Raw genomic sequence first — 14,708 nt, forward strand, 5'->3', positions numbered from 1 at the left:
CTAGAATGCTGTTTTTCTTCCTTCTCTTCGCTCTTTTTTTACTTTAGTATCAAGTTTTACTAATGCCTGTGACATAGAATCTACATCATCATCATGTACACCGTTAGGGAATGATTGAAGCTCGTCTAACACTTCATCAATCCAAGGTTTCCATAAAGGATGAGGCACGTACACGTTGCCACTCTCCCAAAAAGGAGATACTGCATTTGCTCTTACTTCTTTACCACCTTGAGGATTCACCGGAACAATACCCGGTATTTTTTTAGATAGCATTTCAATTACGGCACTTCCGTTTGCTTTGTCTTCAATAAATTTAGCTTTAGCATGCGGCCACTTATCAGTCATATGTTGAATAGCTCTCATTGTTTCAACAATTCCCATCCGTTCATGATGCCGATCTAAAAAATAAAAATCAGCTTGTTTTTTACCCCAAACGTGACCTGCTACATAGTCCGACGTATCCGAATCTTTGAATGTACAATCCCAAGATTGAACTTGTATATCAAAGCTTTCTGGAATAACTGCTACATCATCACCAAGACCCAGCTTCACCTTCATTTCAATTGTAGGGACATAATACTTAGCCCACGATCTATTGAAAATATTGCCCCCGGCCGGTGTCGGTCTTTGTTGATACAGTGAAGCCCAACCTCTTGATCCCGTTACTGCTTTTGTTTTTTCAGCCCATTCTACATCTTTTCCAATTTCTGGAGCTAATGCCTCACCTTCTTTTCTTCCTAGCAAATCATTTTCTTCTGCGATTGCTGGTATTTTTATTTCTTCCCAGGGTAAAGTCATTTCTTTAAGCAATCGACCCGCTAAATCATCCTCATGCCATCTAGTCATGATTACAATCACACTAGCATCTGCAGTTAGACGAGAATAGAAAGTGTCTTGCCATTCGTTGTAAACTTTATCTCGGATGGTCTTACTTTCTGCTTCTGCTCTATTCTTAATAGGGTCATCAATAATCAATAAATTAGATCCCCTACCAGTTGCGCCACCCAATATTGAGGTGCTGTACAAAGAACCAAGATGCCCTTCGATTCCCCATTCGCTTACACTGGCTGTTTCAGAACTGATTTTTAAATTAAATAAAGAATCTGAAAAAAGCCTAAACTTTTCTCGATTCTTTCTACCAAACTTTTTATATAATTCTTCTGAATACGAAACAACCATCACCAACTTATCTGGATTCTTTCCTAAATAATAAGCCGGAAACGTTTCTGTAATAAAAGTAGATTTCCCATGCTGCGGAGGCAACTCAACAATAATAAACCGTTGTTCTCCGTCAGCGATTTCTTGAAGTTTTGGTGCTATATAAGCTTGATGACGGAGCATTTCAAACTGTTTCCCATGTGCCAAATAAAAATAATCTGAGTAATTACGTCTTGCTAACTCATTGAAAGCTTCTTGAGCAATTTTTTCTAAGTCAATCGCTTCGTTTTGCATTAGCCAATCGCCTCAATTCTTCAACGGTAAGATTGGCAAACGCTGTATTAACAGAAACCTCTCCGCCATGTTCCACGACTTGCTTATCTCGCCACTTCTCCGGCTTGCGATTTTTCAACCAGAAAATTTGGGCTGTAGTATCTGGTGAAACTTCTTTTATTTTTCGTTCAACAAGAACCTCTTTTGTTTTCGGGAAATTAATTTTTACTCTATTTATTTCTTCTTGTGAAGCTTCTGGGTGATTATATTTATATTCATTTATATAGGCGGTAAGTTTATTTTGATATTCGTCATCTTCCATTCGTGCCAACATGTACTTATTTTCAGAATATGAGTAACCTAACGCCCTTTTAAGCAAAGCATTTTCAACTTGAATATCAATAACTTCTTTACCCTTTTTTAAGGCCTCTAAAATCTCTAAATGATTTCTCTTGTAATTGTAAAGCGTTGCAGTAGAAACCCCCATATTGTGGGCTATTTGTTCATCAGTGAGACCATTTCTAGCCCAAGCCTCTAACTGAAGTAATCCTTCGTCTGTAATCCATTTTCCGTATTTAGGTTTAGCCATGATCTCACCTCCATTTTATGTATTTTAAGCAAAATAAAAAAGACCTCGAAAGGTCTTTGGTTAACGTACAGATTCAACTAATAATTTTTAGCTTTAAGAAAATTAGGCTTATCCCCATATCTTTCAACATCTTCAAATTTTCTATCTATAATCCTTATTAACTTGATAATTTTATCGATAGATTTAAAAATATTTTGAACTATTTCCATATTATCAACCCCTTAGAAAAATATTTTTCCAATAAAAAGCCAAAAGACATTCAGAATAGCAACAGTAACAAAAGTAAATATTAATTTGATTATATCATATCTTTCTGCTTTTTGCATTTTATTTTGTTTCTTTTCATCACCTCTAGTAATATTAAATAAATAGCTATCTCCATATTCATGTAATAAATTAAATATTCTTTTTGCTAAATAACGACTAACTTTTTTTGATATTATCCATACAGCTGTTACTATAAAAATCCCATTTAGCAAAACTTTAAACTCATCTATTTTAATATGAGCTACATCAGTTACTCCAATATAATCTATAACATAGTTCAACAAAACAACACTAAATATCAATGATATAAAATAAGTGAAATATTCAACTGTTAAAGCAACTTTTCTTTTATTTTTTTTAAGTTTAAGCACTAAGTTACTTTTCTTTATTGCTGACTCATTCAGTCTTTCTACCCATTTACCAATAATATTTAATAATTCGTCTCCTAACATTCGATCAATGAAATCTATACTTGCGATAATAGGGAAAAAACTTTTTTCAAGTTCACCAACGTCCTCAATCGATCCAGAGAAGATTACATTTAACATTTCTTCTGGTCTCATACCATTTGATAATTTCACAACAATTACATGTTTTTGAGGATATTGATATTGCGGTAAAATAGCATTAAAGTGCCACGTTAAAACAATGTTACTTATTGAAGCATTTTCGTACCAAGTATAATTTTTAAAATCATCCCAGTTTGAAAAAAGTATATCTTTTTTATTAGAATATTTGACATGAACTTTTACAAAAAAACCAGCATCATTATAGGTCCGTAGCTTTTCACAAATTAAATCATTTAACAAAAATATTTCATTTAAGTCAATTACTACATCCTTATTATAAACCTTTGTTGTATTATCTGATGTTCCAACCATTTGAAAAAAAACTGATTTAAAATCTTTTATAGCTAACTCACTTTCTGGTACTTTTAAACTTCTCTCATTATCATTATCCAAATAGTTCTCTCCAATCAATTCCTTTTAAATTAATTATACCTAATGAATAGATATTTGTATACATGAATTTATTATATACTAGTTCAATATAATTTGAAGTAATAGATGTGAACCTCTTTCACTTAATGGTGGTTATCGTATGGCAAAAATTTATTTCCCAGTTTTAGCTTGCTTCCATTCTTCTTTTAAGTACAATCTAATATCATCTCTGAAATCTTCAACTTCATCTTTCATTTTTGTTATAAAAGCACTAGGATCTTCCATTTTTATTATTCCTAAGATTTTGTTTACCTTGTCAATAATATTTTGATTTTTTCCTATTTCGTCTGGTCCAAAATAAAGAATTAATAAATTTGCTTTTAAATTTAATTTATTAACAAGAGTTTCTTTAGCGAGCAGTAAATCTTCGCCTTGAATTGAAGTTTTTGGAGAATCAATTACCTCATCAATACCGATAGTAATGGAGTCACTAGTTGCATCTGTAACTTCAATTTTAATCTGAGAAATTGAAGAGTACTCTATAAATTCGTAACAAAGCGAAATAAAACTTGCTGATTCATCTCTTACCTCTTTAATCCACTCTAACCTTGCTTTTGCTATTAAATTAGCATCAATAGAATCTTTATTATTGTTACTCATAGTTCTAGTTGTTTTACTTGCATTGTAAATAACTGCACTTGCAGCTAATAGAGCTGATACTATTGATACTATATTGCCCGGGGTAAACCAACCTGTCTCATTTTTTTGAACTAAGTCTAAATTTACTATTTGAGAAAGTATAAACATTGTTCATCCTCCAATCATTGATATAATATTAACTATACCATATTTAATGAATATCATAGAATAAAATATCAAAAAGAATATTTTGCGATCCATATTTAACTTGATTATCAATCTTATCTTGCGCCCGATTAACATAACTTTGCACTGAAGCTTTGCTGACACCTAAAATCTCACCTGCTTTAGCGTAAGAAAGATTCTGCCCCTTAACTGCTAAGTAAGCAGCCCGTTCCTTGTCAGATAGATTATTTAGCATAGCTGTAATTCGTTCTATTTCGTCCTCTGTGGCTTCTCTTTGATTTTCTTGTTCAATGGTAACTAAGTAAGATAACTTCTCTATTTCAGCAAACAATGACGTTCTCTGATAACGTGAACGGTTAGATATTGTTCTTCTAGTACCAGGTTCTCTCGCAGTTTCTAACCATTCGATTGCATATTTCAAATCTGAAATCATTCCACCAAAGATTTTTAATTCTTTCCTTAAAAAAATGGATCTATTTTTATCTTCGAATGATAACATTTCACCTTTTTTTTGAAGCTTTTTTGATTTCTCCATTAAAAGTTCATGTTCATTTTTGAATGGTCTCTTTATTTTATTTAGTTTTGAAAGTTCCTGTTTATACTCTTTTATAAGTTCATCTGCGTTTAACCAATCTTTCTCCATATGTGTATTCCTCCTTTTAAATGCAAAAAAAGGACACCTCAACTAACGTATTACTACGTTGTTAAAGTGTCCTCTAGTTTTCTAGTCAGACTATTAAAATTTAGTTTTTGTTTCACATTTAACTAATGTGACTTTATTATCGTTAGTTGTAAGCTTAATATCAGCAAATGGTGGCAAATGAGCCATCTTAGTCATGCCATTGCTGACAATAATTACAGTGTTATTTAGTTCTTTTTCGCTTAACTGATCTAGTTCTACTTGTTTAAATTCCAAAGACGGCACCCCTCGTGTTATAATGTGTGTGCGGAACGGGGGAAACCTCGTCTTTTTTTATTTAAAAACCCATTTTATTAAGAAAAGTATTACTTTCAAAACAGCTGCTAATGCAACCATTGTTGATAATGCGATTATTAATAAAATGGTTAAGCCTTTAATTGCTTCTACTACTTCTCTCATTGTTGCCTCCTAAAATGGTAAATCATCATCTTTAATATCAATTTCACTACCGTAATTTTGTTGCTTGTAATTATTCGGGTTGGCTTGGTAACTTTGCTGATGCTCTTTTTCATCGTTATTTGTTGACTTGCTGCCGATGAACGTTATTTGCTGAACAATACAATCATTTGTATAGATCTTCATACCTTGAACGTTCTCATAGCTTCCTGTCTGCCATGATCCACTTATTCCAATTTCTTTACCTTTGTCAACATTTGCTAACAATTCGGCTGTTTTTCTGAAAGCTTTTAACCTAATAAAGTCAGCTTCTACTCCGTCACCTGTTTTAAATGCCCGTTTAACAGCTATTGTCACTGATGCCAGTGCTATTCCACTTGAGCTGTATGTTAAATCAGCAACATTTGTTAATCTGCCTATTAAGTTTACTGAATTCATTTACATTCTCCTTTTCTTTTAAATACGACCATTAACCAATTTGATGTCTGCCAAACGGTACCAAACAATCCGATAATGGAGACTACTCCTAATAGTTTCCAAAAAATGTTTGTTTCTAATACTTTTATGAAAATGAAACCGACCACTACCAATAGAAAAAATATCAATAGGAGAGCGATTGATAAAGTCAATATCGACATTCCTAAAAATAATAAACGTTTAAATATCCTTCTCATTCCCTCACACCTTCCTCATATTTTTAAAACTGACCACACATTTATAATTGTGTTCTTGTAGCTTCCAATCGTCTTCGGGTTCAGAAATCGTGATATAAATAACTGCTGAAACGTTGTTTAATTTGTGAACATTACCGATAAAATCACGTTTCCAACCTGCAACTTCCGAACAAAGCACTGTGTCGCCTTCTTTAAAATTAGATTTCTTAGGCTTCTTAGGATTTTTGGTAGGAAGGTCTAACAAAAGACCGCCTTCCGCTATTTGATTGCTTCCTTTTTCAGATAATTTCATTCTGATTCCTCCAATAATTCGATTAAATCAATCTGGCCAGCTGGTTTAAAGTTCATCCATAAAACTTCCTCACGCTTAGAGCCTGCTTCTCCATTGGTTGCAAAATATTCTTTATGCCATCCCTTTAACCATGCATTGTACATATCATTTTCATATCCGGATAAAATCACATACCCTTTAAAATCCACAAGGCAGTCAAGCAGTGCTTCATGATCTGCATCCGTGTATTCATGTTTATAATGTCTTTTTGACCTTGTTTCTAATAAATAAGGTGGATTAACATAAGTCAGAACGCCTTTACGGTTGTATCTATCTAGCAATTTAATAGCATCTTGATGTTCGATTTGAGCATCTTTCAAACGATTTGCAACATCCGCTACTCTAGTTCCAACCTCTCGCCATTCTTTTGTAGTATTAGGACCATTTGAATCAATTAACGAGCGCCAACCTGTAATGTCGCTCGTTTTCGCTCCGATTGCTTGCCAACATCGAATCATCAGCCTTCTTGCATCTTCCAAAGAATCAGAAGAAGTTTCATAGCTTGCCTTATATTCTTCCCTACTCAATGGAGTCAATTGTAATTTTTCAATTAATTCGTTCGGTTGATCACGACATACTTTAAAAAAATTAACTATGCGGCTATCCATATCGTTGATTGTTTCAACTTTTGCTTTTGGTTTGTTAAAAAATACAGCTCCGGATCCAAAGAACGGTTCTACGTAAGTGGAATGTTCCGGCATCAGCTTAATAATAAAATCGGCCATCTTCCACTTACTACCTGGATAATTTAATATTCGTTTCACCTAATCATCCTCCAACTTAACCGATATCAAGCGATTATGATTTTCTTTTTTAATTCTTTTTTTGTAAGAAGCTGTTGAGTAAAATTTGATTGTTTCGACTTTTACTTTTAATCTTTCTGCTAGCTCCTTTGCGGTTCCGATACCTAACAGCTCGTCGCCTTTATATACTGCATATTCCATTACTCCACCTTATTTCTTTAATTTTCAAGCCAATTATGCAATGGAACTTTCATTGTGCTTCCAGTGCTTTTCATTGATGCTTTACTAGTCATTTCTTGTTCGATTTTCCTATTTTTTTCTTGATCGAATTTATCGATTAAAGCTTGGGCATCTTCAACAGTTTTAACCCCTTGCATTTCCCAGCGTTTCATTGTGTTTTCAGCGTATTTGAAGTTGTCAGCTGAATACTCGGCGGCGTTCTTTATCGCTAGACAAACGATTTCCTCTTGACCACCAAAATCATTTATCCACTCGGCGATGGATTGGGCGATGACTTGGTTCATTGGTTTTTTAGGAAAGGCTAACTCGTACATTTCACCTGCGCTAGTTGAATTTATATTTGATAAATTAGCTGTAGAAGAAGTAAAGACATTATTAACTTTCTTCTTTTGTGTTAAGTTGTTGTTAAGTTGCTGGTAACTTGATGTTAAAGTGCTGTTAACTTGTTGTGAGAACTCCTGTGAACTTTCTTCATCTTCCGACTTAGAAAACCAATCGTCCGTAAGGGTTACGATGGTAAATTTGCTGTTAACTTTCCTGTTAAGAATTCCCATTTTTTCAAATTTCTTTAAATAATTTTCCCAAGTAGACTCAGATTTTTTTTCTTTGGCTGAAATCCCTTGATTAAGTTCTGCAGTTGCTTCTTTTCTTCCCCAAACAAGTTGATTAATGTCTAACTGAACCTCTTGATTGCCAATAAAAATCTTACCCGGTTTGAACCTTGCCTTAAACATAAGATAGGACCAAAGCTTATAATAGTAAGGATTCTGGAAGACGATACTATCTTGCATTTTTCTATGAACTTGTATAAAACCTTCCACGTTTCAACCCTCCTATGCAATATAAACTGGCGTACCTGTGATAGCCTGTATTTCTTTTTTAAACCTTTTCTCATCGCTATTTTGATTACTTAAATGAAGCAACCAAGTTTCTTGAACTTGACTCAAATCATTTGAGTTCAAGAAATTTTTAACATTTCCTAATTCAAAATGACTTTTTAAAAGACGTTTTCTCCGTCCATTATCAATATGACCAGCTGATACATTTTGATCTAAAATATCTAATGCGTAATTACATTCAATCATAAAGTGAGTAACACCAATGAATCTCTTTCTAACAAAATAAGTGTCTGTCGCAAAAACTATTTTACTTCCATCCGGTGCTAATATTAGGAATCCGAACGGTTCTGATACATCATGTTCAACTAAAAACGGAAGAACTTGCCAATCGTCAATTCTAGCTACTTTATCGGCTTCTAATCGTTTCGTACGATAACTTGCTACGGATAAAGCTTCAAGCGTTCCAGCGCTAGAATAAATATCAAATCCTACGCCTTGGACTAACTTGTTAGCAAACTTTGAATGATCTCCATGTTCATGAGTAATTAAACACCCTTTTACGATGGACCAATTAACTTCATTCATTTTCTTAGGGTCAATACCTGCTTCTAACATTAATGAGCTATCATCACAGCTGATAATATACGAATTACCAGCTGATGATGATCCAAAACTTTCTATTTTAACCATGATGGCAACTCTTCACTTTTAGCGATATGAGGTGGCTTCATGTCTAAGTCTAATGCTGCTTGTTCTGTTGATTCGTCACCCTCAATTGATGCATCAGTGACATTCTCTTCAACAATTTCTTTCTTATCCTCTATTACGACCTCGTTTATAGGCACGTTGGAATGTTCTTCAATAACTGTTTTTGTAATTGAATCATCAGAAGGAAAATCTAATATTTCTTTATTAGCTTCTTCAGTAACTTCTCGGCGAACAGCTTTTAGCTCTTCATCTGTTTGTTCTTGATAAGTCATTGCTACGAAAGCATTAGAGAAATCCTTTGGAATCTTTTTAACGATATTATTTCTCATTTTACGAATAATCATTGATTCTGAACTTTGAGGGTCTTTCCACGCTGGGCTGACTTGTCCTAGTTTTAAAAGAGGTTCATCATCAAGCATTTCATTAAGTGTCATAGTTGATGCTTTTTCTTTAATTTGTTGTTTTTTCTTTAATTTCTCATTATCCCACATCAAGTTATTGTACATATGAGCTAATAAGTTCTTTTTAACGTCATTTCGTTCAGTTATATGGAACTCTACTGAACCATCTGTCATTTCAATAGGATAAACAATTCTTTCGACACGCCCTTCACCAGTTGGCTCCCATTCTGGCGGTGTGAAATCTATACCTTTATAACGAGGATAGATAAAAGTATCTTGCTCTCGGACTAACCAGAACGGATAAACTTTTTTTACATTTCTCCCAAATCTAGCAAGGATGGCATCATTTCCATCCCCTTCAATTCCGAGTTCAATTTGTTTAACTGTTTTCTGTTGATCTCCCTTGCCTTGTTTCACATTTCTAGTAATGAAATAGCATTCTCGAGGTGTAGCAGCTGCATTTAATTCTAAAGAAGCAACATTCAATAAAATTTGAGTTAGATTGCTTTGGTCAATATTACCAATCTCTAACCCTGCATTCTGTACCGTTGTATTAATTGCTGAAATTGCATTTAATACGCATTGCTTTTTATAATCTGACATTTGTAGCCCATTGCCTTCCAATTGCTCTGTAATCATTGGTGTATAAGCATCGTTAATTTTTGCTAAGGCGGTCTTGAAATTTTCTGCTTTTTTCAACTCATTTGTCATCTTTTTTACCTCCAACTTCAATTCCTCTTTTTTCTAGTGCGTTTGTCCAAATAATTTTAGTTTCCTCGCTACAATGAGCCATAGCATCTTTCCAAGTTGGCCAGTGTCCGTTTTGGTCATAAAACTTATATTGATAAGTTAAGCTTTGTTGATCGTGAGGCTGTCCTTCTTCGTGTTTTACGCAACACATTTCACACTTACCTTCTGGAGTTTTTCCAAACAACATAAACCCTGTTTCATCTGTGATATATCCCATTATTTAACTACCTCCATCATTTTCAATTCTTTGTCTTTACTTACGCTTAACGTGATTGTTTGGGCTTCTACTGCTAATAAATCATTAATAGATTCAGCGTTATCAATAAAAATCGGTGCTGACACCTCTTTTACTTTTGTTAAAGTGTTGATAATATCTAACCCCGCATTGATTCTTGCAGCGTTGTTTAAACCGGAGCTATAAGGAATCCCGTTAACAGTTACCTCACATATTTCTTTAAGTCCACCATTGATTTGTTCTTCAAACAGCTTAAAGTTAACAAATTCAAAGCGTGCGTTGATTTTACTAGTTAATAAATTTACTTTCGTTCTTGTGAATTCGTCCAGTAAAAACAATTGCTGATCCAATTCTCCGAATCGAGTAGCTAAAAGCTTTTCTTCTTCAATTAATTCAGCTTTTCTAGCTTCTTGCTTTTCAGCAAATACATAATCATTAAGTGACTCGTTAACGGTATTTAGTTCACTTTTTAAGTGTGAAATTGATTCTTTTTGAACTTGTAAAACATGATCGTTATTTTCTTGAATTGAAATAATCTCTTGTTTAATTTTGCTGATTTCATCAGCTATTTTTTTAGCTGTGGTTGTTTCAGAAAAACAAACACTATTTTTTTCCATGCTGCTAATTTGCTCTTTTATCGCTTCATGTTGGCCTTTTAAGTCATCACGTACTTTTATTAGAGATTCTAATTTTGATGTGTCTGCTATCTTAAATTCAAGCTCTGTGATTAATTCATTATGAACATCCTCTTCATGTGCTAGTTCCTTGCCTTCTTCATTAATTCGTTCCAATCTACTTGCTTTATCCAAATTAAAAGCTTCTTTTTCTTCAAGATAGCGTTGTTCAATTTTCGATTGTTCCGAAACTGGCAATTCTTGATTACACAATGAACATGTTTTTTTGTGTTCGTCAAAATCTGGGAAACTTTCAGATTGAACAATGAAAAATTTGTTTCTTAATACATCTTTATCAGCTGTGATGCGCTGCAAATATTTTTCTTCACTGCTTAATTCTTCTTTTAGATATCTAAGTGCTTTTTCTTCGTTCTCAACGGCTTCATTTGCATTCATGGCTTGTTCATAGACTTGTTGCTTGCCTGTTTGTAACCCGCTTATTTTTTCTTTCTGTTTAATTTGATAATTAATTTTTGCTTCTTCTGATTCAGCAACCTTCACTTGTAAGTCAGATCGTAAGTTTGTTAAATGCGTTCCATTTTTTTGGTTAGCAAGTTCTTCTTCTGCAGCTGCGATTTTTTGACTAAGAGCTACTTTTTTTGTTTCAAGAGTTGATTTATTTTCATCGGTTAAATCGGGATTAATAGAACGATCAACTTCATCGATGCGATTAGGGATATTGTCTAAATCCTTATTAATATTTCGACGTTCTTCCATAACTAACTGCCGTTTGTCTTCAATTGAATGTTTCCCGAGAATACTGATTAGTGGAGCTAATTCTTTTTTACTTTCGATTACTTCCATATCGTTTAATTCATCGACCAAGTTAAAAAGCATTTTTCTACGCTCTTTAGCTGGCATCGTTTCGGCAATATAATAAACATTCGTGATTTGTTTAAACGTTTCTTCGTCAATAATTTCTTCAATGCGTTTTTTAAATTTTGCTTGTGTTTGTTTAATTCCATCAATGCGATAAGTTGAATCATGCCCTTCAAATGTTTCGGTATTTGAGCCGCGTTTTTTAGTCCACTTTTCTTTATTCATACGAGAAAACTCAATCTCTTCATTATCAATTAACAGCTCAAGAACTACTTCTGTTTCTAAATGGTGGATCTCATTATTATTTTTGTCTAACGGCTTCCAAGCAAACTTTGCTGAATCTTTACTATCTTTATTGAATAAACACCATAAGAATGCATCGTATAAGGTTGTTTTACCTGTTGCATTATCACCGGTAACGTTAGTGTTTTGACCATCAGCTTTTAATTCAAATTCCTTAAAGCCTTTGAAATTCCGTATTTTCATGTTTAATAATTTAATTTTTTTCATGTTAGTTCCTCCATTTTGTGGTATAATTATCTAAATTAATTTTTTTGACATGGATCAATTAAGGCGGCTACCTTAGTTGGTCTTTTTTCATCTTCCCAATCTGGCTCGTTCCATGATTCTTTAATTGCTTTAACACCTACATAACAAGCTGACGCCGTAAACACTGTTAAAAATAAAATAATGGCTAAAATTGCTACAACAATTTCAAATGTCATTGATGAATCATCCTTCCACTAATTATTTTCTTACTGTCTTTGCTAGGTCCTTCTTTATTGCTTAAATGCAATGCTATTAATAAACTTGATCCAATTAACAAACCGATTAAAACACCCATTGCTTCTGTCATTGCCTAACCATCCCTACTAAATTATTTTCTTTTGATTCTTTAAATAAATTTAAATCAGCATATTTTGATAAATCCTCTTGACTTGCAACTACTTCTTTTCTAAATCGGTCAAGTTCAAAATCTGGAACAATTTGTGTTGGCATTTTCATTACACGAATTCGTCCATCTTTAATTAAATTTCTTACAACATTTTCACCACATCTCAATTCTTTTGCAGCTTCCTTTACAAGATAATTTGTCATATTATCCGACCTTTCTTTCATTATTTTAAGTATTCCTCATTGATCCAGTACGGAACTCTTTTATTGATTAACTGACTAGTTGAAATATCAATTTTTCTTGATATAAGAGAAACTATTTTAATCTCAATTAAAATTTCATCTAAAAATTCGTTTGCATACGCAGCAAGTACTGATTTATCTGCTTCAGTTAACTTGTGATTGAGTTTTGTTAATGCCAACTCTGCTTGTTTCTTCATAGCTTTACGCTCATCTGATTCTTTTCTTTGGAAAACGTCCATTGCAAAAGCTGATTCTTCGTATTTATCAGATCTAAAATTAGGTAATACTCCAAATGCTTCAAAAGCTAGTTGTTGGCTTAATTCCGAATCGTTTATTACTGCAGCAAGTTCAACCATTGAATCAACAGGTGTCGGAACATCATTAAAATATCCATTGATAGTTGATTTAGCACGATGAGTTTCCCTTGCAATAAAATTTTGTTGTATATTTTTTCTTTCTGATGCTTCTTTAAGCGGAATGCTCACTACTTTTGATGTCATCCAATCGTTCCCCAATCAATTTTTATTTTTTCTGTTTCCGGGTCAATAAATATGAGAATGTGTTGTTCTTCCAACTCCTCAATAAATTCTTCTAAGTCTGCCTTTTTATAAGGGATTTCTGATTGTGATATTCCGTTTTCGATTCCAAAGAAAATAGTTTCAACAATTTTTTCAAACATTTTTTTAACTTTGTACTCTTTTTGCTTTTCTTTAATCATTTGAGGTAGTTCTTCAAATGTCATGTGTGCATCGCTCCTTTTGTTCTCTATTTGTTCGCCTTTTGCAAACATCGATTTGTAATGAGCCAAATTTTCGACCGATTGAATTTTCGTTTCAATTTCTTCAATTACATGTTTGTGTTGTTTTTCGAATCCCTTTGCTACTTGTAAACTACTAGTTACTGCTTGTCTGTCTTTCATAATTACTAAATTTGTCATGTGTGTATAGCTTTTTTTGTTCTCTATTTGTTCGCTCGATCAATTGATATAATTTAATTGAAAGCGAGGTGAATAAAATGTATGAACCACAACCATTACTTGTTAAAACTCTCAATGGAATATTTATAGACGTTTACGACTATCTACAGGATTGTCAATTTTTCATACTATCCAATGAATTAGTAATTGCAATGCATAAAGACTCAGATACTGTTTCTATATTGACAAAAGATAAAAGAGATATTTACTTTGATATCGCTGAATTCATTTGTAGAAAACCTACTTTAGGAGAAGTGAATATCAACTACTCGACAAGTAATTTAAAAGTTATTGAAACAGTCAATAAAAATAAACAGTTTATCGAACTGCTTAATTTCTATGGTAGTTCTAATAATGACTTACTTAATATCGATTTAACCTTCTTCAGAAGAGACTAAATTCAATATTTTATTTTTTAATTTTATAGTTTCATTAAAAAGTGATAAATTACACTTTTCTAAACTTTTTATATAATCTTGTCTCTCAATAACTCCATCGGCTTGCTCCTTACTACTCACAATAGTTTGGAGCAATTCGTTTGTTTTCTGTTGTTCCTTTAAAATCTGTTTTAACAAATTTTTATCTCCCATTTACATATCTTTCCTTTTCCGTACTCAACTATCTAGTTGTTCGAGTTAGTTTGGGTTATGATTGAATTAGCCTTCTTTGGCATACGAATTGTGTACTTCATCTTCAAAAAAAATAGTCCAATCAAATCCAAGTTCTTTTGCAATTTTTTTGGCGCTATAAACAGACGGATTTCTATGCCCTTGTTCGTATGAAGCATAGGTGGTTTTAGCTATACCAAGCTTAATAGACAAACTTTCTTGTGTGTAACCAGACTCTTCTCTTTTGTTTTTTAACCATTCTTTCAAACTTCTCACCTCACTTAAAAGTAATACATATTGCGTACTTATATATTAGTACACATTTTGTATTATGTCAATACATAAATACTCTTTTTGTGTGTTTTTTTTATTATATAGTGAAAGTACGCATATTGTATAGTAACATAATCTTTAGGAGGTGGAC

At 33.0% G+C, this 14,708-nt stretch carries 24 protein-coding genes and 1 pseudogene; 1 reads left to right on the forward strand and 24 read right to left on the reverse strand.

The genetic code is table 11. From position 1 onward, the window contains the following. From terL to AC07SW_RS09620, 22 genes and pseudogenes are all read right to left on the reverse strand, one after another. Nucleotides 1-1,452: a phage terminase large subunit gene (gene terL / locus AC07SW_RS09515; protein WP_135081583.1), complete on the reverse strand. Its 1,452-nt coding sequence runs from the start codon at nucleotides 1,450-1,452 to the stop codon at nucleotides 1-3. Next, nucleotides 1,433-2,020, reverse strand: coding sequence for a helix-turn-helix transcriptional regulator (locus AC07SW_RS09520; protein WP_494632757.1), 588 nt, complete (start codon nucleotides 2,018-2,020; stop codon nucleotides 1,433-1,435). The genes terL and AC07SW_RS09520 overlap by 20 nt, the downstream gene beginning before the upstream one ends. Before the next feature lie 77 nt (nucleotides 2,021-2,097). Next, on the reverse strand, nucleotides 2,098-2,229 hold the full coding sequence (locus tag AC07SW_RS09525) for a hypothetical protein (RefSeq protein WP_494632758.1): 132 nt from the start codon (nucleotides 2,227-2,229) through the stop codon (nucleotides 2,098-2,100). Nucleotides 2,230-2,241: 12 nt separating this feature from the next. Then, on the reverse strand, nucleotides 2,242-3,249 hold the full coding sequence (locus AC07SW_RS09530) for a hypothetical protein (protein ID WP_494632759.1): 1,008 nt from the start codon (nucleotides 3,247-3,249) through the stop codon (nucleotides 2,242-2,244). A 150-nt stretch (nucleotides 3,250-3,399) separates the two neighbouring features. Beyond that, nucleotides 3,400-4,035 carry a hypothetical protein gene (locus tag AC07SW_RS09535; protein WP_494632760.1) on the reverse strand — a complete coding sequence of 212 codons (636 nt, stop codon included), beginning with the start codon at nucleotides 4,033-4,035 and terminating at the stop codon, nucleotides 3,400-3,402. Between the two features lie 43 nt (nucleotides 4,036-4,078). Further along, nucleotides 4,079-4,696, reverse strand: a complete 618-nt coding sequence (locus AC07SW_RS09540) for a sigma factor-like helix-turn-helix DNA-binding protein (protein ID WP_494632761.1) — start codon at nucleotides 4,694-4,696, stop codon at nucleotides 4,079-4,081. Between the two features lie 93 nt (nucleotides 4,697-4,789). Continuing rightward, complete coding sequence (locus AC07SW_RS09545) at nucleotides 4,790-4,969, reverse strand: XtrA/YqaO family protein (protein ID WP_494632762.1); 180 nt, start codon at nucleotides 4,967-4,969, stop codon at nucleotides 4,790-4,792. A 57-nt stretch (nucleotides 4,970-5,026) separates the two neighbouring features. Continuing rightward, nucleotides 5,027-5,152 (reverse strand): hypothetical protein, encoded by a 126-nt coding sequence (locus AC07SW_RS09550; RefSeq protein WP_494632763.1) that lies wholly within the window; start codon nucleotides 5,150-5,152, stop codon nucleotides 5,027-5,029. 9 nt (nucleotides 5,153-5,161) lie between these two features. Continuing rightward, on the reverse strand, nucleotides 5,162-5,587 hold the full coding sequence (locus tag AC07SW_RS09555; protein WP_494632765.1) for a single-stranded DNA-binding protein: 426 nt from the start codon (nucleotides 5,585-5,587) through the stop codon (nucleotides 5,162-5,164). Between the two features lie 240 nt (nucleotides 5,588-5,827). Further along, on the reverse strand, nucleotides 5,828-6,115 hold the full coding sequence (locus AC07SW_RS09560; RefSeq protein WP_494632767.1) for a hypothetical protein: 288 nt from the start codon (nucleotides 6,113-6,115) through the stop codon (nucleotides 5,828-5,830). After that, nucleotides 6,112-6,918 (reverse strand): DNA adenine methylase, encoded by an 807-nt coding sequence (locus AC07SW_RS09565; RefSeq protein WP_494632768.1) that lies wholly within the window; start codon nucleotides 6,916-6,918, stop codon nucleotides 6,112-6,114. The genes AC07SW_RS09560 and AC07SW_RS09565 overlap by 4 nt, the downstream gene beginning before the upstream one ends. Then, entirely contained in the window at nucleotides 6,919-7,098 is a 180-nt protein-coding gene (locus AC07SW_RS09570) for a hypothetical protein (RefSeq protein WP_494632770.1), read from the reverse strand. It lies immediately after the preceding gene. A gap of 17 nt (nucleotides 7,099-7,115) precedes the next feature. Further along, the gene (locus AC07SW_RS09575) at nucleotides 7,116-7,958 is read right to left on the reverse strand and encodes a DnaD domain-containing protein (protein WP_494632771.1); all 843 of its coding nucleotides are present in this window, start codon (nucleotides 7,956-7,958) and stop codon (nucleotides 7,116-7,118) included. 12 nt (nucleotides 7,959-7,970) lie between these two features. Beyond that, nucleotides 7,971-8,666: an MBL fold metallo-hydrolase gene (locus AC07SW_RS09580; protein WP_494632772.1), complete on the reverse strand. Its 696-nt coding sequence runs from the start codon at nucleotides 8,664-8,666 to the stop codon at nucleotides 7,971-7,973. Continuing rightward, a complete protein-coding gene (locus tag AC07SW_RS09585; RefSeq protein WP_494632773.1) occupies nucleotides 8,654-9,796 on the reverse strand; it encodes a hypothetical protein in 1,143 nt (380 codons plus the stop codon). The genes AC07SW_RS09580 and AC07SW_RS09585 overlap by 13 nt, the downstream gene beginning before the upstream one ends. Continuing rightward, nucleotides 9,786-10,052 carry a hypothetical protein gene (locus AC07SW_RS09590; RefSeq protein WP_135025251.1) on the reverse strand — a complete coding sequence of 89 codons (267 nt, stop codon included), beginning with the start codon at nucleotides 10,050-10,052 and terminating at the stop codon, nucleotides 9,786-9,788. The genes AC07SW_RS09585 and AC07SW_RS09590 overlap by 11 nt, the downstream gene beginning before the upstream one ends. Next, nucleotides 10,052-12,073, reverse strand: coding sequence for an AAA family ATPase (locus tag AC07SW_RS09595; RefSeq protein WP_494632775.1), 2,022 nt, complete (start codon nucleotides 12,071-12,073; stop codon nucleotides 10,052-10,054). Before AC07SW_RS09595 ends, AC07SW_RS09590 begins: the two co-directional genes overlap by 1 nt. 35 nt (nucleotides 12,074-12,108) lie before the next feature. After that, a complete protein-coding gene (locus tag AC07SW_RS09600; protein ID WP_485441601.1) occupies nucleotides 12,109-12,288 on the reverse strand; it encodes a hypothetical protein in 180 nt (59 codons plus the stop codon). Continuing rightward, nucleotides 12,285-12,419, reverse strand: a complete 135-nt coding sequence (locus AC07SW_RS09605) for a hypothetical protein (RefSeq protein ID WP_494632777.1) — start codon at nucleotides 12,417-12,419, stop codon at nucleotides 12,285-12,287. Before AC07SW_RS09605 ends, AC07SW_RS09600 begins: the two co-directional genes overlap by 4 nt. Beyond that, nucleotides 12,416-12,661, reverse strand: a complete 246-nt coding sequence (locus tag AC07SW_RS09610) for a helix-turn-helix domain-containing protein (protein ID WP_167753192.1) — start codon at nucleotides 12,659-12,661, stop codon at nucleotides 12,416-12,418. Before AC07SW_RS09610 ends, AC07SW_RS09605 begins: the two co-directional genes overlap by 4 nt. A 20-nt stretch (nucleotides 12,662-12,681) precedes the next feature. Then, on the reverse strand, nucleotides 12,682-13,200 hold the full coding sequence (locus AC07SW_RS09615; protein ID WP_494632778.1) for a calponin homology domain-containing protein: 519 nt from the start codon (nucleotides 13,198-13,200) through the stop codon (nucleotides 12,682-12,684). A 257-nt stretch (nucleotides 13,201-13,457) separates the two neighbouring features. Next, nucleotides 13,458-13,637: pseudogene (locus AC07SW_RS09620) on the reverse strand (Rha family transcriptional regulator); the annotation flags it as partial. Between the two features lie 77 nt (nucleotides 13,638-13,714). Between AC07SW_RS09620 and AC07SW_RS09625 the strand changes: the two are divergent. Further along, nucleotides 13,715-14,074, forward strand: coding sequence for a hypothetical protein (locus tag AC07SW_RS09625; RefSeq protein WP_494632779.1), 360 nt, complete (start codon nucleotides 13,715-13,717; stop codon nucleotides 14,072-14,074). Here AC07SW_RS09625 and AC07SW_RS09630 read toward each other — a convergent pair. Beyond that, nucleotides 14,051-14,266 (reverse strand): hypothetical protein, encoded by a 216-nt coding sequence (locus tag AC07SW_RS09630; RefSeq protein ID WP_494632780.1) that lies wholly within the window; start codon nucleotides 14,264-14,266, stop codon nucleotides 14,051-14,053. The two genes, AC07SW_RS09625 and AC07SW_RS09630, sit on opposite strands and share 24 nt — an antisense overlap. A 66-nt stretch (nucleotides 14,267-14,332) precedes the next feature. Beyond that, nucleotides 14,333-14,560, reverse strand: coding sequence for a helix-turn-helix transcriptional regulator (locus tag AC07SW_RS09635; protein ID WP_494632781.1), 228 nt, complete (start codon nucleotides 14,558-14,560; stop codon nucleotides 14,333-14,335). Nucleotides 14,561-14,708 lie beyond the last annotated feature (148 nt).

Source organism: Carnobacterium sp. GW821-FHT04C06 (assembly GCF_059420345.1).

Excerpts from the sequence above, each read along its gene's own strand:
- terL (WP_135081583.1), bottom strand. The coding sequence starts at position 1,452 with ATGCAAAACGAAGCGATTGACTTAGAAAAAATTGCTCAAGAAGCTTTC.
- AC07SW_RS09520 (WP_494632757.1), bottom strand. The coding sequence starts at position 2,020 with ATGGCTAAACCTAAATACGGAAAATGGATTACAGACGAAGGATTACTT.
- AC07SW_RS09525 (WP_494632758.1), bottom strand. The coding sequence starts at position 2,229 with ATGGAAATAGTTCAAAATATTTTTAAATCTATCGATAAAATTATCAAG.
- AC07SW_RS09535 (WP_494632760.1), bottom strand. The coding sequence starts at position 4,035 with ATGTTTATACTTTCTCAAATAGTAAATTTAGACTTAGTTCAAAAAAAT.
- AC07SW_RS09540 (WP_494632761.1), bottom strand. The coding sequence starts at position 4,696 with ATGGAGAAAGATTGGTTAAACGCAGATGAACTTATAAAAGAGTATAAA.
- AC07SW_RS09550 (WP_494632763.1), bottom strand. The coding sequence starts at position 5,152 with ATGAGAGAAGTAGTAGAAGCAATTAAAGGCTTAACCATTTTATTAATA.
- AC07SW_RS09555 (WP_494632765.1), bottom strand. The coding sequence starts at position 5,587 with ATGAATTCAGTAAACTTAATAGGCAGATTAACAAATGTTGCTGATTTA.
- AC07SW_RS09560 (WP_494632767.1), bottom strand. The coding sequence starts at position 6,115 with ATGAAATTATCTGAAAAAGGAAGCAATCAAATAGCGGAAGGCGGTCTT.
- AC07SW_RS09570 (WP_494632770.1), bottom strand. The coding sequence starts at position 7,098 with ATGGAATATGCAGTATATAAAGGCGACGAGCTGTTAGGTATCGGAACC.
- AC07SW_RS09580 (WP_494632772.1), bottom strand. The coding sequence starts at position 8,666 with ATGGTTAAAATAGAAAGTTTTGGATCATCATCAGCTGGTAATTCGTAT.
- AC07SW_RS09585 (WP_494632773.1), bottom strand. The coding sequence starts at position 9,796 with ATGACAAATGAGTTGAAAAAAGCAGAAAATTTCAAGACCGCCTTAGCA.
- AC07SW_RS09590 (WP_135025251.1), bottom strand. The coding sequence starts at position 10,052 with ATGGGATATATCACAGATGAAACAGGGTTTATGTTGTTTGGAAAAACT.
- AC07SW_RS09595 (WP_494632775.1), bottom strand. The coding sequence starts at position 12,073 with ATGAAAAAAATTAAATTATTAAACATGAAAATACGGAATTTCAAAGGC.
- AC07SW_RS09600 (WP_485441601.1), bottom strand. The coding sequence starts at position 12,288 with ATGACATTTGAAATTGTTGTAGCAATTTTAGCCATTATTTTATTTTTA.
- AC07SW_RS09605 (WP_494632777.1), bottom strand. The coding sequence starts at position 12,419 with ATGACAGAAGCAATGGGTGTTTTAATCGGTTTGTTAATTGGATCAAGT.
- AC07SW_RS09610 (WP_167753192.1), bottom strand. The coding sequence starts at position 12,661 with ATGACAAATTATCTTGTAAAGGAAGCTGCAAAAGAATTGAGATGTGGT.
- AC07SW_RS09615 (WP_494632778.1), bottom strand. The coding sequence starts at position 13,200 with ATGACATCAAAAGTAGTGAGCATTCCGCTTAAAGAAGCATCAGAAAGA.
- AC07SW_RS09625 (WP_494632779.1), top strand. The coding sequence starts at position 13,715 with ATGTATGAACCACAACCATTACTTGTTAAAACTCTCAATGGAATATTT.
- AC07SW_RS09630 (WP_494632780.1), bottom strand. The coding sequence starts at position 14,266 with ATGGGAGATAAAAATTTGTTAAAACAGATTTTAAAGGAACAACAGAAA.